Consider the following 24,713-nt stretch of genomic DNA (forward strand, 5'->3'; position numbering starts at 1 on the left):
CAAGTCTGCAATTTTTATAATATATATTTATCCCTCATTAATTTTAGATCACTTGGTTTATCGACATCAAATCCTATCTCAGGGTGTTCAGTAATCATACCGACTCCTTTATATCCTGTAATCTCTTTAACCCGTTCCTGTATTTCTTCTATAGAAAGGTTACCCATTAAAAACTTAAAGATAAACTTCATACCAAGAATCTGGCTTAATTTCCAGGGTTTTTTCCGCCATAAAACAGCTTTTCTTAATAAATCAATTGAATTTTGTAAGACCGTCGGTTTAATTAACACCATATTTCCTCCGGTAAAAGTCCCTTCAACCAGATGAACATAGGTTCTTTTTACATTGGGATACTTAGCTTTATTTTTTTCTTTAGGTATAATGGGATAATAGATATCTGCCTCTTCATTGTTACAGGATAATATAAACTCATCGATGACATCTTCAGTAATTAAAGGGATATCTGAAGTCATTAATAAAACAAGATTACTGGTATCTAATACCTCAAACCCTTTTTGAATATTTTCCACCAGGGAGTCGCCTGAATCTACAATTAAATCAATTTTTTCATTAACATATTCTTCAAGTTGCTCCCGCGGACCCACTACAACCACTTTACCGGTGTGGGTTGCCCTGTTTACAGCTTTAATGACATACTCGACCATTGGCATATCTTTTATTTTTATTAAAGCTTCATGTTCCTCAGGAGTTATTTTTTTAAGTGCTCCTTTATTAGGTGCCCCAGCCAGTATTAAAACGTCAACAGTCATTTTCCTTCCCCCCTGCCACAACCCTTAAAAATTTAATTATGTCTCAAATAAAATCATTAAATAAAATAAACAAGATACATCATTAAAAACCTAACCCGGTTTGCGACCAGAAAACCAGTAATAAAAGAAAATAATTAATAAGATATATCAATGACAAACAAATAAAAATAGACAAATAAAACCAATATATATATTGTTCCTTAAAGAAATTAAAATTCCTTCTTTAGGGTCCAGGTGGGATGAACAAAATCCCCCCGACGTGGCCAGGATTCTTTGATTTCACATCCCTTATCCCAACTATCTACTATGGCAAAAACACTGGGACCACTCCCGGACATTAATGACAGACGGACCCCTCTGTCCTCTAAAAGGGACTTTATTTCCTTTATATCAAAGGTCTCCTTTATCGAAACAGGTTCTAAAACATTATACCATCCCTCTTCCCAGGTTATTTTTTTATTATTTGATATTAAATTTACAAAACGGGTTACCGGAATACTGCCTGAAAATGGATTTTTATCATACTGACTATAAATATAAGCTGTACTCAAGGCCACCGGTGGGGTTACCACCACAAGGTAAGTTTTCTGTAAATCGTCAAGCTGAGTTAAATAATCTCCCCTGCCGGTTGCCCGGGCGGTACCCCCCTGTAAACAAAAGGGGACATCCGAGCCCAGTTTTCTGGCCATTGACACCAGTCTATTATAACTGAAATTTAACCCATACAATTGGTTAATACCTTTAAGGACAGCTGCTGCATCTGTACTGCCTCCTGCCAGGCCAGCCGCGACAGGTATATTTTTTTCAATATGTATATTGACCCCGTTATGTAGCCCGGCCTCATCGAGTATGAGTTCGGCAGCCTTATAGGCCAGATTCTCCCTGCCGGTTGGAACCCTGTCAGAGTTAGTTGATATTTTAATTCCATCCCCGCTCTTTTGAAGATGAAGTCTATCATAAAGGGCAATAGATTGCATAATCATGTCTACTTCATGGTAACCATCTTCCCTGAGGCCTTTTATATCAAGACATAAATTGATTTTAGCCGGAGCCTTAATGACAACCTCTTCCATAAATCTTCCCCTTACCGATATTTTCGATCTAATTCCTTAATTTTAATTATACCATTAATAAAAGAAAAATAAAATCCCCAGACTAAGGCCCCGGATATTTTAAAGTGTTATATTTATCCTGTCCCCGTTAGTGGAATGTTATGCAACGGGAAAGCAGGCAATTTAACAATTACCGGTAAATGGTCTGAAGCCATCGTGTCTATGGTATACTCCTCAACCCTGAAATTATAATTTGAAAATACTAAATCTATTAATTCCTCTGGAGCGGTAGATGGATAGGTCTTAACATTAGTTGCCAGGGGGTATAATCCCTCCAGGTTGATGGCAGGAATCCTCTGGTTAAAATCACCCATTAAAATAAAGGGAGTCTCTATATTATTGGTATATTCATTAATCCACTTTAACTGTTGCTCCCTTTCTTTAAAGTCTGTCGAAAGGTGGGTAACCATTATCTTTAACTCTGGACCTCCCGGCAGGGAAACTATTGCCTGGAGCAACCCTCTTTTTTCTGTACTGTCTATCACCGGAAGGGGTTTATTGATAACTTCACTTATAGGATATTTTGATAATACTGCATTACCATAACTCCCCTCACCAGTTTGTAAGTTCGGTCCATAGGCATAATTCATTTTTAATTTTCGGGCCAGAATCTGGACCTGATGTTGAAAACCTGACCTCTTTAGCCCCCGGTCAACTTCATTAAGGCCTATTATATCTGAGTCTGTTTTTTTCAGAACTCTGGCTATCCTGTCCAAATCTAACCGCCCATCTATCCCTACCCCATGATGAATATTGTAAAGGGTTATAACTAAATTTTCTCTCCGAAGGGGTGTATTTATTTGTGAAAATACTTCTACAGTCCTGTTCTGGTAATTATACTTATATATGAAATAGATGCTAACCCCTGACAGTATTAAAATTATGATTATCAGTCCAATGATCAACTCTGGCTGTCTCATAACACAGACCCTCCTGTTACTATTATAACATGAGTTAGTGTTTTGTTACAAATGTAAGCAACAGGTATCTAGCACTTTTTCCTCCTAACTGAATAACTTAAATATATAAGGTCTTTTTATGATCTACTTTTATTGCATAATTAATTTTAAAGAAACACGAACAGGTTGGAATTGTAGCAAAAACTGTAGTGGGACCGTTGACGGCCCCGATTAATTATGCAAGAAGCTTATAGTAAGAAATTAGAGGAGGGTGGTATCTTTTATGGCCTATCAAATTTATATTGAACTGAACACCAGGCGGTTAATATTAAAAAATAATGGAAGTATTATCGCTACATACCCTGTAGCAATTGGAAAACCATCTACCCCGACACCGGTCGGTGATTTCAAGGTTCTAAACAAAATAAAAAACCCGGGTGGGGTCCTGGGAACAAGATGGCTCCAGTTTACCTGGCAGCAACATGGTATCCACGGGACCAATAAACCCTGGTTAATCGGCCAGGCTGTATCCAATGGCTGTGTCCGTATGTATAATCGTGATGTGGAAGAGCTTTATGATTATGTTTCCGTTGGGACCCCGGTAATTATCAGAAAAAATTTTTCTTTCATATCTCCACCAGGAACGGGCAATTCTAGAGAACATAGCAACACTAACAGGTCCTATTTTATCTATACTGTAAAGAGAGGCGACTCCCTCTGGAAGATTGCCCACCGGTATAATGTTACTGTTGATAGACTTAAAAAGTATAACAACCTGAACAATAACCTTATTTACCCGGGTCAAAAACTAAAAATACCGGTCAGGTAACCACATTTAGGCGAAATAAAAAGCAATGGCAATTATAAGGTAAGCTGCACATAACTGTAATCCTTCAAACCAGTTCGACTCACCCTGGAGATAAACAATATTTATAGCCAGAACTGATAAACCAATAGAACTAACCTCCAGAAGATTGAATAATACATTCATGGGATGGTTTATCAGGTGACTTATAAAAATTAATAAGGGGACCAAGAATAAGGCTACCTGAATACTTGAACCAATAGCAATATTTATACTAAGGTCTATTTTGTTCTCCCGGGCCATGGTAATGGCAGTGAGGTTTTCAGCCACATTGGAAATAATGGGAAGTATTATAACCCCGATAAAGACAGGAGAAATATTAAACTTTTTCTGGATAATAGTAATAGAACCTACCAGGATGTTAGCTTCTACAGCCACTAAACTGGTCACCAGAAAAAGAATAAAGGCCTCACGCATAACACTACCCCGTCCCGGGCTTTTTTTTATTTGTCGGTGGGATTCCTTTTTTTCATTTTCATGAATTACCAGGGTATAGTAAAGACTGGCCATATAGGTAACAAAAAGTACTGCCCCCACCCCTAAACTTAACTTTCCAAGAACAAGGGTCTTTATATTCGGAGAAGCAAAATAAAAAATAGCAGGGATTAGCATTCCAATAACGGCCAGCATAAGCATTGTGCCATTGGCTATGGCCAGGACTTTGTCAAAGGTCTGTTTTCTATGTTTCAGACCGCCGGTAAAAAAGCTTAGTCCTAAAACAAGCAGGAGATTCATGACAATAGATCCCGTTATATTGGCCTTGACTACATTTAACAACCTGTCAATTATGGCATAAAGGGATATTATTAATTCGGTGGCATTACCAAAGGTTACATTTATTAACCCTCCCCAGCTACTCCCCAGATATGACCTTAGCCTGTCCGTCTTCCTGGATATAATAAATGCCAGGGGAACAATGGCCAGCGCTGAAGTTATAAATGTACCCAGGGAATTACCCCTTAAAAAATAAGTACCCCAGCTGACGGGTACAAAAATAAGCAAATATTTAAATATCTTCATGTATATAAACCACCTCAATTATCTATTATTCCTAAAAAACATTTAATTAATATGAAATAAATAAAAAAACACAACCCTTTATTCCAGGTATAAATCACCTGAAAAAAGGTTGTGTTTAAAAATAATCAACCTGCCGGAATTAATAATTGCTGGCCTACCCTGAGATTATCGGGATCGGCAATATTATTAATTTCAACCAGTCTCGCAATAGATACACCATACCTCCTGGAAATTAAAAACAGGGTATCTCCAGGTTGAACCGTATAGGTAATAAAACCTTCTTCGTCAGCCGGCTCTTCTCCAACCCTGATAACAAGGGGTATTCTGACTCTTTCTGTCACAACCAGGTTAAGTTCAACCACTACCCGTACATTAATCTGTCTGGCACTGACCCTGCTGGCAGAAACCCGGACAACTTCTGCATCTACCACTGCATCCATATCAGCAGTTACTCCCTCTATATTTATAAAGGTATTGAGGTCTATAACTGTCGAGGTAAAGTAAACAGGTTGCTGCGGTAGGTCAGCCACATAAAGAATATTAACAGCAATTTCACCATCCACAAAAACCCCTCCACTGGCGGTTTCAGCACTGACAGTACCACCAATGAATTGACCGGTTGCTCTAATAACCCGGTCAATGTCAGGGTTCCCTTCTGGAACAGTGACCTGGTCCCGGGCTAAAACCCTGGTTCTTTCTTCAGCAACAACCCTGTCAACGATAACAGTTCTCCTTTCCGGAAAAACCCCTGGGGTAATAACCCCGACCGGGACTGTAACCTCTTCTTCCCTGACTACCAAGATATTAAACAGGGCTGTAATATTAAATCTTATCCTCCTGTTGTCGACAAGACTTGCTTCCTCACTCCTGATAACAGTGTCTACAAAAGCCTCATCCCCGGGATCAACCCCTCTTAATGTAAAGGTTTCAGTAACCGGGAATGAAATAGAGAAAAACTCCAGCTGTCCCTGCCTGTTCACATATAAAATACGGTTATTAACCACTCCCCTGATGGTTACCCGGTTATTTCCGGTTATAATATCTATTAATTGAATAGTAGACTCGACATCAATAATTCTCCTTATATCTTCAGCATCGGACGGTAACCTTTCAACAGAAGTCAACTCTCTAACAAAGTTCCTTTCAACAATGGTTCTTCTTATCCTGATTCGACGACGCCTGAATTCGACCTCTTCCGGTTCTTCTACAACCGGTACTGTCTCGGGAACGGTTATTTCCAGGTCAGCAACAACTACAAATTCTATTCCCAGCAATCTATTGTTAATTACATAGAAATCAATGTCTCCAATACTGGCATCAACATTTACTTCAGCCCCGGGCCTGGCCCCGGGAATGTTTACCCGTTCGGTAAAATTAAAATTACGCCTGATACTGACAACATTTGAAGGGTCTTCTGCAGAGGCATAAAAAATAGTAGACCTGATAATTCCATTTATAACAACATTCCCCTGTCCGGCTGTTGCTTCAGTTATTTCAAGCCGGGCATTGGCACTGACAACCCTTTCTGCCGGGGGTAACTCTGAAGGAATACCTACATTTCTAACTACCTCAAAATCAACAACCCGGCGGGCCAGTTCTTCACTAACTGTTAGCTGTTGTTGGGGCATATCCTGACCTCCTTTCTCCTCATTTTTTCTTTATCCTTATTATTCTTTTAACCTTCTGGGGTTTTATATTAATTCTGGTTTTATCTTTGTTTTTGCTATTTTGTTCAGACAAATTCTCCACCCCCTTAAACTTATATTAATATATGCAGTTGGAATAGCGTGTTGTGAATCTGGGATGTCTTAAATTTAGAGACAGTGTGAAAGAACTTGCCAGTCCTTTGTCTTCCAATTGATATCACCAGAAAATTTAAGCAAAAAAAAAGAACTGCAGGTATATCCTACAGTTCTCGGCTTCTTCTAACCTCTGGCATCGATTATTCCTCTGGGGATACAGATCTTCTGCCCGATCTGTAAATTGTGTGGGTCAATACCTGGATTAGCCTCCAGTAATGCTTCAACAGTAGTCCGGTAACGTCTAGCTATTTTATACAGGGTATCACCGGGTTGAACAACATATACAACATAGGATGGTGGGCATTCATCTTCAACCGCTGGAGAGACCACAACCAGGTCTGTAATAATCTCCAGTTGAACAAATTCGGTAACCTTAACAAACTTGCGTAATACAGCTGTAATTTCTGCAGTCCTGGCATTTAAGACATCAAAACTTACCCGCTGAACCGTTACTTCACTGTAAACATTATTGGCAGGTTCTGTTCCGGCAACATCCACAAAGTTATCAAAATTAAAGGTACCTTCTACAAAGTGAACCGGCTGCTGGAATTCATCTTCAGGTACATCGGCCACATAAAGGAGTTCTCCCTGAATTGTTCCTTCAATCATAACCCCACCGGTTTCAGCCATGGCATTGGCTTCTATCACCCTGGCATTGGCTTCAAGAATCCTTTCAATATCTGGTTTAGCGGCCGGAATATTTATCCTACCGGTAATAGTTTCATGGACAGTCTGCTCCCCGATAACATCTTCAACCCTTAATAGTTCCCTTTCAACCTCTACCCGGTCACTGACGATATCAGTTATAACAGTTACCTGTTTGGGCTCTGTTACTTTTACAAAGAACTGGATAACAACATCAACTTCAACGGTATCTTCATCAATAAAATCATAGGAAACCCTGAGAATATTTAAGCTGGGGAACACCGTCATACCCTGTTCGGCACCGGGAACATCAATGGCCTGCGTGAAGTTAAATTCCCCTTCAAGGAAATGAACAGGCTGCTGGAATTCGCCTTCAGGAACATCGGCTACATAGAGAACACCGGCTTCAATATTACCGTCTACTACTACCCCTTCTTCAGTCACTTCCGCAGTCACTTCACCAAGGTCCGCCGTGGCATTCAATATCCTCTGAATAGGTGGTTTGCCCGGTGGTAATTCTACCTGACCGGTAATAACAGCAGTTACAGTATTTTCACCAATAACATCTTCTATTCTAAGTAATTCTTCAGTAATATTTTCTTCCGGTATTCCGGTAATATCTGTTATAACTCGGATCTGGCGGTATTCGGTAACCTTAACAAACTTGGTTAAAACTACGGTTATTTCAATAGTTCTTTCATCTATAAGATCATAGGATACCCGTCTAATATTAAGGTCAGTAAATACATTCATCCCTGGCTCTGCTTCAGGAAAGTCGACGAAATTAGTAAAACCAAACTGGCCTTCGGTGAAATATACAGGCTGTGGTAAATATGGTTCTTCAACATCAGCTACGTAGATGACACCGGCTTCAATATTTCCTGTTATATTAACCCCACCGTCTTCAATATCAGCTTCAACATCCATTAAATTAGCTTTTACATCGATGATTCTTAAAATATCCGGTTTTTCAGCTGGAACCTCAATTCTTCCTGTAATGGTCTCGGTTATTGTATCTTCACCAATTACATATTCTACTCTTACTAATTCCTCATCAAAATTAATTGCCAAAATAACTCCTCCTTTCCATATATTTATAATCAATTATAATATATGCATTTACACCCAAAATGTGAATAATGCAAGGACCCTAATTAATATATATATATTTAGAGTCGAATTTATGATAAATTATTAAGGGAGGTTAATTATATGCCCTTTGGATATCCTAAAGAAATATTCAAATACCCTCCAATACAATATATCCCCCTAAATCTAAACCGCCTTGAGCAGGGAAACTCTCCTTTTAACAGTGAATCTATCAACTTTGAACTTTATACCTACCGGGAAAAACAACAATTATTAAATAAACTAAGACTTTTAAACATAGATAAAGATTATGATTTTAATCAGGAAGAAATAGCGATACTTGTTTTCAATACAAGGGTTGATTTAATTAAATACCGCGGTTATGAAGTTATCATGGTGGGAGAAATAATCAAAAACTACTTCCAGTTATTTACCATAACCACCAGGTATTTTTATAAAGATAGAATTCTTTTCAACCTGTATAACGGTGATACTGCTGAAGTCCTGGACCGGGAAAGCTTTGAATACAACAACCTCTAGGCCTCCTTTTCTTCGACAATGTTAAACTGTATCTTTTCAAATACCTTGGCAAATACTTCTATTATTATTTTACAATTTATTATCCCCTTTGATGGATTAAAATGATAATCTATGTAAGCTGTATTTGCTTCCAGTTCGCTTTCCATCCCTGTTCTCGTCCCGGCCAGATTGATCAGGGTATTAAAGGGAGAGGTTACTGTTTTGATATATTCGATTCCATCATTACCGATATAATATATAAATAATTTAATTTCACCATGAGCTACAATTCTGTCTTCAATTAATACCCCTTTAAGAGCTATTATAGTAGGATCCACCCTGCTTATTTTTCTTATTTTATTCTGGATTGGAATTTCAAGTTGCTTTAATAATTCACCGGTATTTTCACCAATAACCTCTGAGACCATAACCAGAGGTCCATCACCAGTAGGTATTTTTAACTGCACCTGTTCCAGTACCATTATATTAAATTCCAGAATGATAACCTCAGTTATCTCCTGGTTTTCTTCGCCTTTGATGGTATCAGCATGTAGTATATTGTATTCAATATCTGCAGTCATTCCCTGTTCGGCTCCAGCAAAATTTATATTTTCATTAAAGGGGATACTCACCTCCTGATGGTGTTTAATACCATCTTCCCCCATATAATAGAGATCACTTTTTACAGTTCCCTGGATAAGGATTCTATTATCCTTTATTTTGTACTCTAATCCCTGTAACCGGGTATCTAAATCAAGTAATTTATTAAGCTTAACAGCCAGTTTAGATTTATTTTTTAAGTCCAGTTGATGCTGGGTCTCCCCTACAATTCTTTCGGTCCTGACAAGGGGCCCCTGGCCGGTTTTTAAGTAAAATTCCTCTCTTTTTAAAACCTTTATAAAAAATTGAACGACTAACTTCTGTTCTATCACCTTTCTATCTTCTGTTAGTTCTGACTCTATTTGTTCTATTTCAGGCTCAACAAATAAATTCATACCTGGCCTGGCCCCTGGAACAGGGGTAAATAAATTAAAACCAGTTGAGTTACTACTCCGATGAATAGCCTTATCTTCTCCAACAAACAGGACTACAGTATCTACATACCCGTTGACCATGACCCTGTCTTTTATAACCTTCGTCTCCAGGTTAACTATCTCCGTTTTAACATCATTTATGTATTGGGCTTTTACCGGTAGCTGTATCTGAAACATTAAAACCTTCTGGCCTATATTTTCCCCGACTACAACCGGCAGTTTAACCGGTTCCCTGGTCATTTCTATCTCTTCCTTTAACTGTGCCAAACTCCTCACCTCCATCAGATTTATAGCCAATCCCCCGGGTCTTCTTCTTTGCACTTCTATACAAAGTAGGGCTCCGGGTCTTGCTCTTATTTTTAATAAGAAAAATAAACCCCATAGTATACCCGGTAATTATAACCACGAGTATTATTAATGTATACAACCGGGGACCCCCCTCTTTACTACCTTCTTGTATATATATTATGGTCTTACACCAGGAGGTGTGATAATTTAACAAAAAAAATAGTAAACTTATCTCTAATCCACCTTTACCTAAATTCTCCTGAACATAAAAAAATAAGGAGGTTAAACCCTCCTTATTCTGCCGGATTAGTAGTATCAATAAATAATTGTACAATAATTAATTTTCCGGAAGGACTCTCTATGACACCAATTCCCGTATTATCAAATCTCTCCTTTAAAATATTATCTTTATGCTCAGGACTATTAATAAGGTTAATAAAGGCTTCTTCTACGTTATCGGATTTAGCCAGGTTCTCACCAGCCAGGCTATAATCGACCCCGGCCTCTTTCATCATATTGAAGGGACTCCCGTAAACCGGAGAATTATGCTCAAAATAATCATTCTCCATCATATCACGGGCTTTCAAGCGGGCCAGTTTCACCAGCTTTTTGTCTACCCTTAATAAACCAAGGCCTTTTTCCTTCCTGTAGTTATTTACCAGCCTCAATAATTTAGTTTCCCTGACATTAAGAACCTTTTCTGAACCGTTAATAACTACTTTACTATCTCCTGTCCCAGGTTCAGTTGCCTTCTGATTGACTTCTTCCTTGCTGGTATCACTGTTACCATCTTCAGTTTCATCTGAAGATGGATTGAGTCCGTTTTTAATAAAAGATGTGATAATATTTTCATTACCACTGTCCCCATCAGAATACCCTGTCATTATATTTATTAGCCAGACCATAACAATCCCTTTTAAAATGGTTATAAGGCTCCCTTTATGTTCGTCCAGAAAGCCTGCCTCCACTCTTGGTGAGACAATAAAATTAACCAGAAGAAAATTTAAAGTCAAAATTAATATTAATAATATATTTAAAGACCGTGACTTTAATAACCTCACTAGAACACCCCCTAAAGTCACTTTTGCCATTATTATAACATAAGTAAGTCATGAATATCTAATGTAATTAATGGGAAAATAAAAAAACAACTTAGAGGGTGTTATCAATAAAAATATATACTTTAATAATACTTTACATTAAATTTTCCGATAGTAGAGCTGAGCACAACATTAATTTTAACGGGGGCCTTCTCAAAATTAGGAGACTGGAAAATACCCTCCCCTACATTTATTAATCCAGCTCTCAAGAAATTATGTTTATTTAATAACCCTTCAGTTTTTATCTTAATGGCTGTATTTTCAGGAATATATAGAATTACAGTTCCCACTCCTGACCTTATATTAAGATTACAGTTATTATTTCCAGGGTAGATAAAATGAACCCCTGACCATGTATCCAGCTGTAATTCATTTAGATTTAATCCCCTGAAATCCAGGACCAGTTTCCCCATAATTGCATTTATCTCTACATCAAGGGGTAGACCGGGATTAATTTTAAGCCCCCAGTCACCAACTATACCGGATAAACGCTTTAAACCCCTGGTTCCTCCTAATTTTACATGACCTGTTGACCCTTTATTGATGTATACTACCCCCGGTCTACCGGTTAAACTCCTAGAGTGTAAACTGTATAACATATCATCCTTATGCAAAGAATCAAGATAAAACCTGCCCAGGCCTAAATTAACATCTAATTTGATCTTCCTCAGTAAACGGGTATCTTTATGAAACTCCTGATTTGAGGACTTATAATAAGAAAATTCAAAGTCATCCGGTATATCTAGATAACCCTCCTGAGCAGCAATAACTATTGATAGCACTATAATTACTGCCAGGACCGGTACCAGCCACCAGATAGAGGTATCATTCAGGATAAGGTTAAGGCCTATAAGAATCAGGAAAAGGGGCCACATTTTAAATAAAAGCTGCCATAAACCCCGGTCTATATAACCTATAGTATTAAAAAAGAGTAAAACCCCGACAATTATTAATAAAACCCCAATCAAGACCTGAGAGCGGGTAGTATTATTCACTCTCTCTTACCCCCTTAACCACCAGAGCTAACCCGGTTAAAATTATCAAAACAGGCCAGAAATAATCCCAGTATATCCTGGGGAGCCAGATATCGATTAAAAAAATACAACCAGTTATAATCAAGAAATACCCAATCAATTTCCGCCTGGCAGGTTGATTATTATTATTTAAATTACCTTTTTTACTGGTATTACCTTTATTCACCCCATCATCCAGAGCACCTGACGGTTTTAACGGAATTATTACCCAGCCTATTATATAAAATAAGACAACAAGCCTCCAGTTACCAATAATAATGAGTAATAAAAACAAAATCCGGACCAGGGTGGAATCTATACCAAAATAATCAGATATACCCCCACAAATTCCGGCAATGATATTATCCCGGCGGGACCGATACAGTTTCTGATTCATAATATATCACCCTTTTTTAGTTTAAGCTATTATTCAACCTTTAAAGCCAGATGATGAATAAAAAAATTTCACATTTTAGTTTTTATCTACCCAGTATCCATAATATTATCTTTTAAAAATATATATTCGTAAAATTAACTAAGTAGCTCAAGATAGGTAATATAAATTATTAAATTTAAAGCAGGAACCGTAAACCACAGACACTCCACCTAAAAAATTTAAAATTAAGTTAAAAAAAAGCCATCAGGTGATACTGATGGCTTTGGGAGGGAACTTTTGTTAGTTTTGGTACATTTCATCATAATACCTGCTTACCATCCTTTGAGCAGAGAATTTATCATAGGTTGATTCTATACTGGCCCTCATCATCTGGGCCCATTTTTCCTTATTATCATAATAAGTGGGGACTACTTCTTTTAATAGAACATTGTATAGGGCATCAAGATCATGCTGATCCTGGTCTTCTCCTTCATAACCATCACCGAGCTGCCAGCCATTTACCCCATGTTCACAGGCTTCAGGCCACCAGCCGTCAAGAGTACTTAGATTTAAAGCTCCATTCATGGCTGCCTTCATTCCGGATGTACCACTGGCTTCCAGAGGACGTCTCGGGTTATTTAACCAGACATCCACACCCCTGGTAAGCATTCTTCCTATTTCAATATTATAATCTTCAAGGAAAACAACACTGTTGGGGTATTTCTCACTCATCTTCACCAGATCAGCTATAATACCTTTACCGACATCATCGAGGGGATGAGCCTTACCGGAGAATATTATCTGAATTTTACCTTCTTCCAGGTATGGACGGATAACCTCAGGTTTCCTGAATATTAAGTTCCCCCTCTTATATGGTGCTGCCCGTCGGGCAAACCCAATGAGAAGAGCTTCAGGATTTAAACGGGTTCCTGTTTTCTCTTCTACGAAGTCAATTAGTTCTGACTTAATTTCCTGATGAGGTTTTAATAAATCCTCACCATTTTCATAGGCTTTTACAATCCTGTCATCGACCCACGATTTACGGTGAACCCCGTTAGTTATGGAAACAATCGGGGCTTTATTATCCACATAGGACCACATTTTCCGTGCTGTTTTCCCGTGCAGTTCAGAAACACCGTTTGCTATCCTTGATAAACGCAGCCCGGCAACAGTCATGTTAAAGGGGCTATCTCCAATTTTAATCATCTGATCCAGAGTTAGACCATTAAAGGCACCCATGTATTTCATTACTTCAAGCCCGTGGGACTCATTCCCCTCTTTAACAGGGGTATGGGTGGTAAAAATAACTTCCTTCCGGGTTTCTTCCAGGGCCTCATCAAAGCTCATACCTTTAGCCATTTTTTCATTAATCAACTCGGTACCGGCCAGAACCGGATGACCATCATTGAAGTGGTAGAGATCTACATCTATCCCCAGTTTACGTAAAGCCCGGACTCCACCGATCCCCAGGACAATTTCCTGGGCAATCCTTTCTTCTTCAAACCAGCCATAGAGCTGCCCTGTAATCCATTTATTTTTGTTTTCAGGCAAATTTGTATCCAGGAGATAAAGAGGCACATTATCATAACGGTCAACTTTCCAGACCTTACAATAAATATCATCATCCCTGACTTTTACCTTTACCTTGACACCAGTATCCTCTACCAGATCGTATATGTAGTCATTAGTCGGATAAGAATCATATGGCCTGCCATCTTCTCCTATTAACTGTCGTGTATAACCCTGTCTCCATAGTATCCCAACTCCAACCATTGGTACATCGAGTTCCCTGGCTGCTTTCAGAATATCTCCGGCCAGTATTCCCAACCCACCAGCATAAATCCTTAAATCTTCATGTAGACCAAATTCCATACAAAAATAAGCAACTTTAGGTTTCTTTCCTTCCATTAATAAACCTCCCCGAAGTTAGTATAACGTTTGCATTATTCTTTTACTTTTTTATATTCTCTTTTAATTAAAAAATTCCTTCTTTTCATTAAAAAAATTTAAAAATTAATGGTAAAAAATCGGGGGATTGCTGTAAAACCAGCAATCCCCCTGATATATTTACACTTTTTAGTAAAGTTTTAAATAATTTCATCTGACCTTGCCTGTTAATAATATTTTATTTAAAAGAAAACTTATTATAAAGGTATTACTACTTATTTAACCAGCCATCAACTACTTCTCTATTATTTTTTATCCATTCCCGGGCTGCTGTGACCGGTTTTTTACCATCAGCTATTATTCCCATTAAACTTCCTAACTGTTTACTGCTCATGGAGAAGTTCTCAAGGAAATTAGCAACCCCGGGGGCATCTTCCTCAAAGCCAGTCCGGGTATAGGTATATAAATTTTCGGCCTGGCCATAAACACCTCTGGGGTCTTTCAAAAACTTCAGGTCAAAGCGGGCAAACTTCCAGTGGGGTTGCCACCCGGTAACAACTATCCATTCCCCATTATCAATGGCCTTTTTCAGAGCAGCTGCCATGGCCGGACCACTACCTTCAATTAATTCCAGCTCAAGTCCATATTCCTCTATAGCTTTTCTGGTTTTTTGCATAATACCGGCCCCGGCATCAATTCCAATTATCTTCCCGTCAAATTTGTCCTTATACTGGTTCAGATCTTCAATTGAATCTATTTCAACATAGGTCGGGACAACCAGTCCGATTCTGGCACCGGTAAAATTCTTTCCAAGTCGGATAATATCATCTTCGAGTTTATTTACATATTCACCATGGGTTACCGGAAGCCAGACATCCATAAAGGCATCAATATTACCACTGGCCATCCCCTGAAAAATAGGTCCAACATCGGCCATCACAGTTTGGACTTCATACCCCAATTCATCTTCTATAATTACTTTGGCCAGATGGGTCATCGCTATTCCTTCTGCCCAGTTTACATAACCTAACTTAATTTTTGTCTTCCCGGGTTTACTGGTACACCCACTAATTAATAGAAGTAAGCTAAGACTTATAGCAATAAAAATCAATAATCTTTTTTTAAACATTTCTTATACCTCCTTATGTTCTTATCGTTTTTTTTAACTCCCTTATAGTTCTTTTAAACTCTGGGTTAATCTATCAAGAAATATAGCCAGAATAACAACGGCAAGACCACCTTCAAATCCCAGACCTATTTTCAGCTGGGTAATACCCCTTAATACAATTCCACCTAAACCACCGGCTCCAATCATTGAGGCAATTACAACCATAGATAGTGATAGCATAATCGTCTGGTTAATTCCAGCCATTATTGTTGGTACCGCCAGTGGTAACTGGACTTTGAAGAGTATCTGCTTCGGGGTCGATCCAAAGGCCCTCGCAGCTTCAATAACCTCTTTATCAACCTGCCTGATACCAAGATTTGTTAACCTGATAGCAGGTGGCATAGAGAAAATAACTGTAGCAATCACTCCGGGAACCATCTCCATGCCAAAAAAGATTACCGCAGGTATGAGGTAGACAAAACTCGGCATGGTCTGCATAAAATCCAGAACTGGTCTTATGATTCTATCCACATAATCATTTCTGGCAGCCAGGATACCCATTAAAACCCCGACACTTAAAGCTACTATCCCCGATGTTAAAATCATGGACAGGGTTTCTATTGTCTGGGTCCAGAGGTCCATGCCCATTATCATCAAAAAGCCAGCTATAGTAAATATGGCTACTCCCCGACCGGCTAAATACCAGGCCAGAGCTGCCAGGATAATAATTATTGCCACAGGATGTACCACAAACAACAGGTTCTGAATATTTACTACGAAAAAATCTATAATGGCTGAGATAACATCAAATATTATGGTAGCATTTTCACTTAACCACTCTACCACCTGTTCAAAGAGATTTCCAACTGGTATTCTAAACATCTTCTTCCCCTCCTTCTGCCAGGGCAGATAAGACTGAAATCCTGACTATTATTCCAGTTAAACGATTATCATCATTTACGACAGCAACAGGATATTTAGTTTCTGAAGCTATTGGCAGAAGCTCAGTAAGTGGTGTATCCGGAGTGGCTTTAGGAAAATCAGTTATCAGATAATCTTTTAAATTAGTCTCTCCCTTTTTCCGGGCTTCAAGGGCTTTATCATCTTCAATTATGCCCACTACACGTTTGTCATGGTCAACAACATAAACACTGTTAAAACCCTCTTCATCCATAATCCTCAGGGCCATTCTGGGCCCATCCTGAGCATGAATCAGGGCATCAGGTCTGATCATCACATCCTCAGCTTTTAATACCTTTAACTTATTTACATCCCTGACAAAATTGGCCACATAATCATTGGCAGGCTCAGAGAGAATCTCTTCTGGACTTCCAGTCTGGACTATCTGGCCATCTTTCATAATGGCAATTCTATCACCCATTCTCAGAGCTTCATCGAGGTCATGGGTAATAAATACTATTGTTTTATGGAGTTTGGCCTGTAAGTCCAGGAGTTCATTTTGCATATCCCGTCTTATCAGGGGGTCAAGGGCACTAAAAGCTTCATCCATCAAAAGAATATCCGGATCGGTAGCCAGGGCCCGGGCCAGTCCAACCCTCTGCTGCATACCCCCACTCAAATCACCAGGATTATAGGAAGCCCATTCTTCCAGTCCCACCTGAACAAGGGCTTTTAATGACTGTTCTCTCCTTTCCTCTTCAGGAACACCCTGAACTTCTAGACCATATTCCACATTTTCTAAAACAGTCCGATGAGGAAAGAGAGCAAAATGCTGAAAGACCATTCCTATTTTATGTCTTCTTATTTCACGTAATTTTTCCATATCAGCACCGGTTACCTCATCTTCATCAACTATAATCTGACCTCTCGTTGGCTCAATTAAACGGTTAATACACCTGACCAGGGTTGATTTGCCACTCCCCGATAATCCCATGACTACAAATATTTCACCTTTTTCCACAGAAAAACTGGCATTATTTACAGCAATAGTGTGGCCCGTTTTTTCAAGGATTTCCTCTTTTGATAGTCCTTTTTCCAGGAGAGGAAAGACTCTATGGGGCTTTGGGCCGAATATTTTATACAGGTTTTTAACTTGAATTTTTGCCATCTTTAAACCTCCTTATACAACTTGTTAACCTTATATTTATTCCCATTTCCGGGCATAAAAAAAAGGTTTAGAGAAGTAATTCTCCAAACCTTTTATATCATTGGTAGTAACATGCATTAGTTATTGTAACAAACTTTTAACCCGATGTCAAAAAACCTAACCAAGAGCTTCCTGCATATTATTCAAATCTGAAAACTGACTCAAGAATAACTTCCGGTATATACCATTTTTCTTTTTAATCAATTCAGAATGCCTACCTTCTTCTACAATTCCCTGGTCGGTTAATACAAATATTTTATCAGCATTAATTATTGTAGATAAGCGATGGGCTATAACCAGGGTCGTTCTATCACGGGAAAGGCGCTCCAGAGAAGCCTGGACAATCTTTTCACTCTCATTATCAAGAGAAGATGTCGCTTCATCCAGGATTAGAATAGGCGGGTTTTTAAGGAAACTACGGGCAATAGAAATCCTCTGCTTTTGGCCACCTGATAATTTAACTCCCCTTTCACCGACTTCGGTATCATAACCATTTTCAAGATTGATTATAAACTCATGGGCGTTTGCCTTTTTAGCAGCCTCTATTATTTCTTTATCTGAAGCATCTATTTTCCCATATCTAATATTATCCCTTATTGTCCCATTAAAAAGGAAGACATCCTGCTGGACAATTCCTATATTCTTCCTCAAAGAAGATAACGTCACATCCTTTATATTGATATTATCAATAAATATCTGTCCTCCATCAATTTCATAAAAACGGGGCAGTAGATTGCAGAGGGTTGTTTTTCCGGCCCCTGATGGACCTACAAAGGCAACTGTTTGCCCCGGTTTAACTTCTAGATTTATATTATTCAAGACCTTTTTATGATTATCATAGCTAAAACTGACATTTCTATATTCAATATGGCCATTTCTAACTTTCAAAGTCCTGGCTCCTTCCCTATCTTTAATCTCGGGTTCAACTGCCAGGAGCTCTAAAAACCTTTTAAAACCGGCCATCCCCCGCTGAAATTGTTCATTAAAATGAACAAGACGGCGAACAGGCTGCATAAACATGTTAACATAAAATAAAAAAGCTACCAGCTCTCCTGCCGACAACTGGCCCCGGTATATATAGTATCCACCTGCCGCCAGGGTAGTCAGGGTTATCATGTTACTGAAAAAATTTATCCCCGAAAAAAACTGGGCCATGGTCTTCATGGCCATTTCACGGGAGCGCCGAAACCTCTCATTACCGTAATCAAATTTTTCCATTTCCAGCTCTTCATTGGTAAAAGACTTGACAACCCTGATCCCGCTCAAACTGTCTTCTATCTGGGAGTTAACCTCTGCTATCTTCTCTCTGATATCACGGAAAGCCTGATGCATCCTGTTACCGAGTTTCAGGGAAAAGATAAACATCAACGGTATCATAGCAAATGTAAATAAAGCTAATTTAAAATTCATTCCTAACATTATTATAAAGGAACCTATTAATAGAATGCCCGAAATAAACAAATCTTCAGGTCCATGGTGAGCTAATTCTGATATATTATTTAAATCATTGACAACACGAGACATTAAATAACCAACCCTGTTATTATCATAGAACCGGAAAGAAAGGGTCTGCAGATGTTCAAAAAGCTCTTAACGCATATCAGTTTCCATTCTAATTCCGACAACATGGCCCCAGAAATGGACTATATACTGAAGTAAGTACCTCAGAAGATAAAGAACAAGTAAAAGAACAGATGATTTCACCATTAGCTGAATATTTTTCTGGGGTATATAGTGATCTATCATGTTTCTCATAACTGCAGGAAACACAAGGTCCAGACCTGACATTAAAAAGGCACAGGTAATGTCAACTAAAAAAAGTTTTATATGGTTTCTATAATATGAAACAAATTTTTTTATAATTTTTTACACCCCCTCAACCCCTATTAATTTTAACATATCGGTTACCTGGCATCAAAGTTTTTTTGGGTTATAAAAGATTAACAAAGCATATAATCTGAATTTAATTAGAGGGTTTATAGTCCTTTTTATAGAAATAACATTTTGGTCAGACAAGATTTATTCAGATAAAATAATAATAAATACAGTGAGGTGAATAAAAATGGAACTGTACCCCCTAAAATTCAAACCAGTTTACAAAAGCAAAATCTGGGGAGGCCGGAAATTAAAAGATGTTTTTAACCGGGACCTCCCCGATCAAAACATCGGTGAAAGCTGGGAAGTTGCTGCTCATCCCAACGGAACAAGTATTGTGGCCAATGGGTCTTTAAAAGGCCAGTCTCTCCCTGACATTATTAATACCTATGGAGACAAGATAACGGGAGAAAAACTGGTAGATATATGTCAGGAAAGATTTCCCCTTTTGATTAAATTACTGGATGCTGAAAAAAAACTTTCAGTCCAGGTCCATCCAGACAATGATTATGCCCACCGTGTTGAAAATGATTCCGGGAAAACAGAAATGTGGTATATAATTGATGCCAGACCAGGGGCCAGACTCGTTTATGGACTAAAGCCTGGAACTACAAAAGAACAACTGGCTAAAGCTATAAAAAGAGGTGAAATAGAGAAATATCTTAACCGGGTACCAGTAAAAAAGGGAGATGTATTTTTTATGCCTTCAGGAACCATTCATGCCATTGAAGAGGGTATCCTTCTGGCTGAAATACAACAAAATTCAGATACAACTTACCGTGTCTATGACTGGGACCGGGTTGGACAGGATGGAAACCCACGACCATTGCATATTGAAAAAGCCCTTGATGTAATTAATTTTAAAACCGACTCGAGTCTGGTAAATTATAAACCTCTTTCTGTCAACACCGACCAGTACCGCAGGGACTTTTTAGCTGCCTGTCCTTATTTTGTAACAGAATACATTGAGGTCAAGGATGAAATAGATTTTATTATAAACAAATTTATAGTATTGATGTGTTTAAAGGGTACTGGTGAAATCCACTATAATAACCGGAAAACCAGAATAGCTGCCGGTGAAACCCTTTTAATTCCGGCTGCTTTAGAAAAAATAAAGATCAGAGGGAATGTAAACTTTATCAAAACATTCATACCTTCCAGTAAATCTAATGTTATTAATGAACTGGCCGAACTGGGGTTTGACGAAGATAAAATAAAAACAATCCCGGGATTAACCAGCTGGAAATAACTGGAATCAAATTAATAAAATTTTTTTGTATATAATCTGAATTCCTGGTTATAATACTAAATGCAAGGTCAACAGTGGTTGAGCGCAGATCGGTCCGGGCTCACCTGATAGTGGGTCCGGGCTGGTCGGGCAAAGGTCATTACAGGTCCCTGGTCGGATCTGTAATGGCCGGAGCGCAGATCATCCTGGGTCGTCAAGGGTCTGCCATAGTTGGAAGACTATGGTGGGCTCGTCACCGATTCAGGATGGTCGGGCCAAGATCATGGCAGGTTCAGTAGGCATCTATAATGGTCGAGAGATCATTATAGGTGTTGAGACTGAAATATAATTATCATTGAGTTTCACTCTCTTAGACTGAAGGTCAGTGGTCGTTTCTTCAGGTTGGATCTGTCATGGTCGGGCGAAGGTTATTGTAGGTTCGGAACGTATCCATAGTAGTCGAAAGATTGCTGTGGGTACCTGAGGATCTGCAGTAGCCGGAGCGAAGATCACTGTTGGCCTTCTTTCTTATTTTTATTAACTTTTTAAACTAGATTCAAAAAATCCGGGGAACGGGTTGTCAGGTTAATAATTGTGTAAATCCAGCCAGACAAATAAAAGGGGCACGTTTTAACATGCCCCTCTTATTTATAATCATAATTACATCAATAAATGAAAATTATAATTTATAGCAATTACAATCGCACTTATTTTGTTGTATGTTGTATTACCCGATAATCCTTTTTTTCCTTATTAAATTAACAATTCCTTAACTAATAAGCTTTCCTTTCTCCACTCACCATATAAATAACACGTTCACAAATATTTGTGGAGTGGTCTCCGATTCTTTCTAAAAATCTGCTTACAAACATAAGGGAAGTAGCCTGCCTTATTTTGGAGGGATCCTCAATCATAAAGGTTAAAAGCTCCCTTAAAATCTGTTCATCAAGAATATCTACCTCTTCATCCTCCCGGGCAACCTTTTTGGCCAGCTCTATATCCAGATTAACAAAGGCATCAAGGCTTTCCCGGAGTCGCCTGGTTACAATTTCTGTCATCCGGGGAATATCAATTAAGGGTTTAATGAGAGGTTCTTTTCCAATTTGATGGACCATTCTGGCAATATTACTGGCATGATCACCAATTCTTTCTAAATCAGTAGCCAGTTTAGAGATCACTATAATAGTACGTAAATCTTTGGCAACTGGCTGTTGCAGGGCAATTAACCTGGTACATCTCTCTTCCAGTTCTACCTCAAAATCATCTATTTTGTCATCCCCATCCATCACCTGGGTGGCCAGGTCTAAATCCTGTTCTTTAAGGGCTTTAACACTATCATGGATAGCTTCTTCGACCATACTCCCCATTTTTAACATTTCATTCTTTAATTCCTTAATAGACTCATGAAAGCTTTTACGCACAAAAATCACCCTCTTTTATAATATTATCCAAAACGACCGGTAATATAGTCCTCTGTCCTCTGGTCAGATGGGTTTTCAAAAATAATGTCTGTCTCATCAAATTCTACTAATTCACCCATCAGGAAAAAGGCCGTTTTATCAGAGACTCTGGCCGCCTGTTGCATACTATGGGTAACAATAACAATGGTATAATTATCTTTCAGTTCATCTATTAATTCTTCTATCCTGGCAGTAGCAATAGGGTCAAGAGCTGAAGCAGGTTCATCCATTAACAGCACCTCAGGTTTAACTGCCAGGGCTCTGGCTATACATAGGCGTTGCTGTTGCCCACCTGAAAGACCCAGGGCTGATTCGTTAAGTCTATCCTTTACTTCATCCCAGAGAGCCGCCCCCCGTAAACTTTCCTCAACAATCTGATCCAGGGTTCCCCGGTCTTTAATTCCATGAATCCGCGGTCCATAGGCAATATTATCGTAAATTGATTTTGGGAAAGGATTGGGTTGCTGAAATACCATACCAACCCTTTTCCTGAGTTCAACAACATCAGTTTCTTTACTATATATATTTTCCCCATCCAGAAGAACCTTTCCTTCTACCCGGGCCCCTTCAATTAAATCATTCATTCTATTTAAAGTCCTCAAAAAAGTTGATTTACCACACCCGGATGGTCCAATCAGGGCCGTAACTTTATTCTCTTCAATAGGCAGATTAATATCCTTAAGGGCCTTAAAATCCCCATAATAAAAGTCAAGGTTCTGTACATCTATTTTCAATTTTCCGGACATGACTGATTACCCCTTTCTTCCCTGTTTCATTTTTTCTTAAATTTTTTTCTGAACCTGGCCCTTATAATTATAGCTGCTAAATTGATGACAAGCACCAGTGTTATCAAAACCATGGCTGTACCATATGCCAGGGGCCGAACTTTTGCAATAGCATGGTGCTGGGTAGCCAGGATATATAAATGATAGGGTAAAGCCATAAACTGACTAAACAATGAGTCAGGCAAAAAGGGCAGGAAAAAAGCAGCTCCGGTAAACAATATAGGAGCTGTTTCACCTGCAGCCCTGGCCAGACCAAGGATGGAACCTGTTAACATTCCCGGAATAGCAGCCGGTAAAACATTGGTTTTAATACTCTGCCACTTGGTAGCCCCCAGGGCCAGAGCCCCTTCACGATAGGAACGGGGGACTGTTTTTAAAGCCTCTTCACTGGCTGTAATAGTTATCGGTAAAGTCATCAAACCCAGGGTCAATCCTGCTGATAAAATAGATGTCCCAAATCCCATACCCTGTACAAAGAGAGCAACACCAAACAGACCAAAAACAATGGAAGGAACACCGGATAGATTCCTTATAGCCATTCTTATAACCCTGGTTAATATACCTTTTCTGGCATACTCATTTAAATATATAGCAGCAAACATACCTAAAGGAACTGAAACCAGAGCGGTAATAACAGTAACATAAAAGGTCCCTACAATGGCTGGAAATATTCCTCCTTCAGTCATACCGTTTTCAGGCATCCGGGTTAAAAACTCCCAGCTAATGGCCCCGATCCCTTTTGAAACTATATCAAATATTATTATTCCCAGGATTAATAATACAAGTATCCCTGAAAGCCGTAAAATACCGAAACCCATCTTTTGTTTCATCTCTTCTGACATTTACTCTACCTCCTGGTATTTGTTAAGAATTATGTCAGAAACTAAATTTACTATAAAGGTCATAATGAAGAGGACCAGTCCCACCATAAACAGGGCATAATAATGGGTAGAATTATAGGGGACCTCACCCAGCTCTATAGCAATTGTAGCTGTCATTGTTCTCACTGAATCAAAAAAGCCTCCCGGCAGGGCAGGGGCATTACCGGTAGCCATTAACACTGTCATGGTTTCACCAATAGCCCTTCCCATCCCGAGCATTATAGCAGCAATAACCCCTGATAGTGAAGATGGTATTGTAACCCTGGTCAGGGTTTGCCAGTCATTAGCCCCCAGGCCCAGAGAGGCCCTTTTAAATTTATCGGGCACAGAAGAAATGGCATCTTCCGATAGACTTATTATAGTTGGAAGCGACATTATGGCCAGGAGAATAGCTCCGTTCAGGGCATTTAATCCATTGCTTAATCCAAAAGTACTGGCAATTACCGGTCCCAGTAATACAATTCCTAAAAACCCAATTACAACTGAAGGAATCCCTGCCAGTATTTCTATTACCGGTTTAAGAATACTTCTGGCCCGGGGACTGGCTACCTCTGATATATAAGCAGCAGTAGCCACTCCCAGGGGGACAGAAATAACCATGGAACCCAGGGTCACCATCAGGGTACTCAGAATTTGCCCCAGAATGCCATAACCAGGCTCATTATAAGAAGTCGGATTCCATCTGGCTGAAGAGAAAAAGGATTTAAGTCCCAGCTCCTGAATAGCCGGCCAGCTATTCTTTATCAGTAAATAAAAAATACTGACCAGGGCAATAATTACTACTAATCCGTTTAACATAAAAAACAGTTCTATCAATTTCTCCTTCCAGCGGCGCAATTAAATCCTCCCC

General features: G+C 38.9%; 22 protein-coding genes and 1 pseudogene. 3 read left to right on the forward strand and 20 right to left on the reverse strand.

What is annotated here, in order from left to right; all coding sequences use genetic code 11:
- Positions 1-14 precede the first annotated feature (14 nt).
- The 3 genes from HORE_RS11060 to HORE_RS12575 all read right to left on the reverse strand — a co-directional run bounded on the left by HORE_RS11060 (position 15) and on the right by HORE_RS12575 (position 2,802).
- Positions 15-770 (reverse strand): nucleotidyltransferase family protein, encoded by a 756-nt coding sequence (locus HORE_RS11060; protein ID WP_015923849.1) that lies wholly within the window; start codon positions 768-770, stop codon positions 15-17.
- A 209-nt stretch (positions 771-979) separates the two neighbouring features.
- The gene (gene ispE / locus HORE_RS11065; protein WP_015923850.1) at positions 980-1,843 is read right to left on the reverse strand and encodes a 4-(cytidine 5'-diphospho)-2-C-methyl-D-erythritol kinase; all 864 of its coding nucleotides are present in this window, start codon (positions 1,841-1,843) and stop codon (positions 980-982) included.
- Between the two features lie 113 nt (positions 1,844-1,956).
- Positions 1,957-2,802, reverse strand: coding sequence for an endonuclease/exonuclease/phosphatase family protein (locus HORE_RS12575; protein ID WP_015923851.1), 846 nt, complete (start codon positions 2,800-2,802; stop codon positions 1,957-1,959).
- A gap of 262 nt (positions 2,803-3,064) precedes the next feature.
- On the opposite strand from HORE_RS12575, the gene HORE_RS11075 reads away from it, so the two are divergent.
- Positions 3,065-3,610, forward strand: a complete 546-nt coding sequence (locus HORE_RS11075; protein WP_015923852.1) for a L,D-transpeptidase — start codon at positions 3,065-3,067, stop codon at positions 3,608-3,610.
- Positions 3,611-3,616: 6 nt separating this feature from the next.
- Here the strand turns inward: HORE_RS11075 and cax are convergent, their stop codons facing one another.
- The 3 genes from cax to HORE_RS11090 all read right to left on the reverse strand — a co-directional run bounded on the left by cax (position 3,617) and on the right by HORE_RS11090 (position 8,184).
- The gene (gene cax, locus HORE_RS11080) at positions 3,617-4,666 is read right to left on the reverse strand and encodes a calcium/proton exchanger (protein WP_015923853.1); all 1,050 of its coding nucleotides are present in this window, start codon (positions 4,664-4,666) and stop codon (positions 3,617-3,619) included.
- 125 nt (positions 4,667-4,791) lie between these two features.
- Positions 4,792-6,294 carry a DUF3794 and LysM peptidoglycan-binding domain-containing protein gene (locus tag HORE_RS11085; protein ID WP_015923854.1) on the reverse strand — a complete coding sequence of 501 codons (1,503 nt, stop codon included), beginning with the start codon at positions 6,292-6,294 and terminating at the stop codon, positions 4,792-4,794.
- Positions 6,295-6,591: 297 nt separating this feature from the next.
- The gene (locus HORE_RS11090; RefSeq protein ID WP_015923855.1) at positions 6,592-8,184 is read right to left on the reverse strand and encodes a DUF3794 and LysM peptidoglycan-binding domain-containing protein; all 1,593 of its coding nucleotides are present in this window, start codon (positions 8,182-8,184) and stop codon (positions 6,592-6,594) included.
- 141 nt (positions 8,185-8,325) lie between these two features.
- On the opposite strand from HORE_RS11090, the gene HORE_RS11095 reads away from it, so the two are divergent.
- Positions 8,326-8,742: a hypothetical protein gene (locus HORE_RS11095; RefSeq protein ID WP_015923856.1), complete on the forward strand. Its 417-nt coding sequence runs from the start codon at positions 8,326-8,328 to the stop codon at positions 8,740-8,742.
- Here HORE_RS11095 and HORE_RS11100 read toward each other — a convergent pair.
- The 10 genes and pseudogenes from HORE_RS11100 to HORE_RS13320 all read right to left on the reverse strand — a co-directional run bounded on the left by HORE_RS11100 (position 8,739) and on the right by HORE_RS13320 (position 19,497).
- Positions 8,739-10,022, reverse strand: a complete 1,284-nt coding sequence (locus tag HORE_RS11100) for a DUF3794 domain-containing protein (protein ID WP_041606119.1) — start codon at positions 10,020-10,022, stop codon at positions 8,739-8,741. The two genes, HORE_RS11095 and HORE_RS11100, sit on opposite strands and share 4 nt — an antisense overlap.
- Complete coding sequence (locus HORE_RS13020) at positions 9,976-10,182, reverse strand: hypothetical protein (protein ID WP_167935790.1); 207 nt, start codon at positions 10,180-10,182, stop codon at positions 9,976-9,978. The genes HORE_RS11100 and HORE_RS13020 overlap by 47 nt, the downstream gene beginning before the upstream one ends.
- Positions 10,183-10,336: 154 nt before the next feature.
- Positions 10,337-11,104, reverse strand: a complete 768-nt coding sequence (locus HORE_RS11110) for a CAP domain-containing protein (protein WP_015923859.1) — start codon at positions 11,102-11,104, stop codon at positions 10,337-10,339.
- Between the two features lie 122 nt (positions 11,105-11,226).
- Positions 11,227-12,138 carry a LiaF transmembrane domain-containing protein gene (locus tag HORE_RS11115; RefSeq protein ID WP_015923860.1) on the reverse strand — a complete coding sequence of 304 codons (912 nt, stop codon included), beginning with the start codon at positions 12,136-12,138 and terminating at the stop codon, positions 11,227-11,229.
- The gene (locus HORE_RS11120) at positions 12,131-12,553 is read right to left on the reverse strand and encodes a PspC domain-containing protein (protein WP_015923861.1); all 423 of its coding nucleotides are present in this window, start codon (positions 12,551-12,553) and stop codon (positions 12,131-12,133) included. Before HORE_RS11120 ends, HORE_RS11115 begins: the two co-directional genes overlap by 8 nt.
- Positions 12,554-12,832: 279 nt before the next feature.
- Positions 12,833-14,440, reverse strand: coding sequence for an alpha-glucan family phosphorylase (gene glgP, locus HORE_RS11125; protein ID WP_015923862.1), 1,608 nt, complete (start codon positions 14,438-14,440; stop codon positions 12,833-12,835).
- A gap of 250 nt (positions 14,441-14,690) precedes the next feature.
- Entirely contained in the window at positions 14,691-15,548 is an 858-nt protein-coding gene (locus HORE_RS11130; RefSeq protein WP_015923863.1) for a glycine betaine ABC transporter substrate-binding protein, read from the reverse strand.
- Positions 15,549-15,590: 42 nt separating this feature from the next.
- Positions 15,591-16,409 carry an ABC transporter permease gene (locus tag HORE_RS11135; protein ID WP_015923864.1) on the reverse strand — a complete coding sequence of 273 codons (819 nt, stop codon included), beginning with the start codon at positions 16,407-16,409 and terminating at the stop codon, positions 15,591-15,593.
- A complete protein-coding gene (gene proV / locus HORE_RS11140; protein WP_015923865.1) occupies positions 16,402-17,595 on the reverse strand; it encodes a glycine betaine/L-proline ABC transporter ATP-binding protein ProV in 1,194 nt (397 codons plus the stop codon). Before proV ends, HORE_RS11135 begins: the two co-directional genes overlap by 8 nt.
- A gap of 156 nt (positions 17,596-17,751) precedes the next feature.
- Positions 17,752-19,497: pseudogene (locus tag HORE_RS13320) on the reverse strand (ABC transporter ATP-binding protein).
- Between the two features lie 199 nt (positions 19,498-19,696).
- On the opposite strand from HORE_RS13320, the gene HORE_RS11150 reads away from it, so the two are divergent.
- Positions 19,697-20,758, forward strand: coding sequence for a type I phosphomannose isomerase catalytic subunit (locus HORE_RS11150; RefSeq protein WP_015923867.1), 1,062 nt, complete (start codon positions 19,697-19,699; stop codon positions 20,756-20,758).
- A 752-nt stretch (positions 20,759-21,510) separates the two neighbouring features.
- Here HORE_RS11150 and phoU read toward each other — a convergent pair.
- Genes phoU through pstC form a run of 4 tightly spaced genes read right to left on the reverse strand, consistent with a single transcriptional unit; the run spans position 21,511 to position 24,700 of the window.
- Positions 21,511-22,158: a phosphate signaling complex protein PhoU gene (gene phoU, locus HORE_RS11155; protein WP_015923868.1), complete on the reverse strand. Its 648-nt coding sequence runs from the start codon at positions 22,156-22,158 to the stop codon at positions 21,511-21,513.
- 23 nt (positions 22,159-22,181) lie between these two features.
- The gene (pstB, locus tag HORE_RS11160; RefSeq protein ID WP_015923869.1) at positions 22,182-22,943 is read right to left on the reverse strand and encodes a phosphate ABC transporter ATP-binding protein PstB; all 762 of its coding nucleotides are present in this window, start codon (positions 22,941-22,943) and stop codon (positions 22,182-22,184) included.
- Positions 22,944-22,969: 26 nt separating this feature from the next.
- Positions 22,970-23,824: a phosphate ABC transporter permease PstA gene (gene pstA / locus HORE_RS11165; protein ID WP_015923870.1), complete on the reverse strand. Its 855-nt coding sequence runs from the start codon at positions 23,822-23,824 to the stop codon at positions 22,970-22,972.
- Positions 23,825-24,700, reverse strand: coding sequence for a phosphate ABC transporter permease subunit PstC (gene pstC / locus HORE_RS11170; RefSeq protein ID WP_015923871.1), 876 nt, complete (start codon positions 24,698-24,700; stop codon positions 23,825-23,827). It abuts the gene before it with no gap.
- Between the last annotated feature and the right edge of the window lie 13 nt (positions 24,701-24,713).

This window comes from Halothermothrix orenii H 168, assembly GCF_000020485.1.
Lineage (GTDB): Bacteria > Bacillota > Halanaerobiia > Halanaerobiales > Halothermotrichaceae > Halothermothrix > Halothermothrix orenii.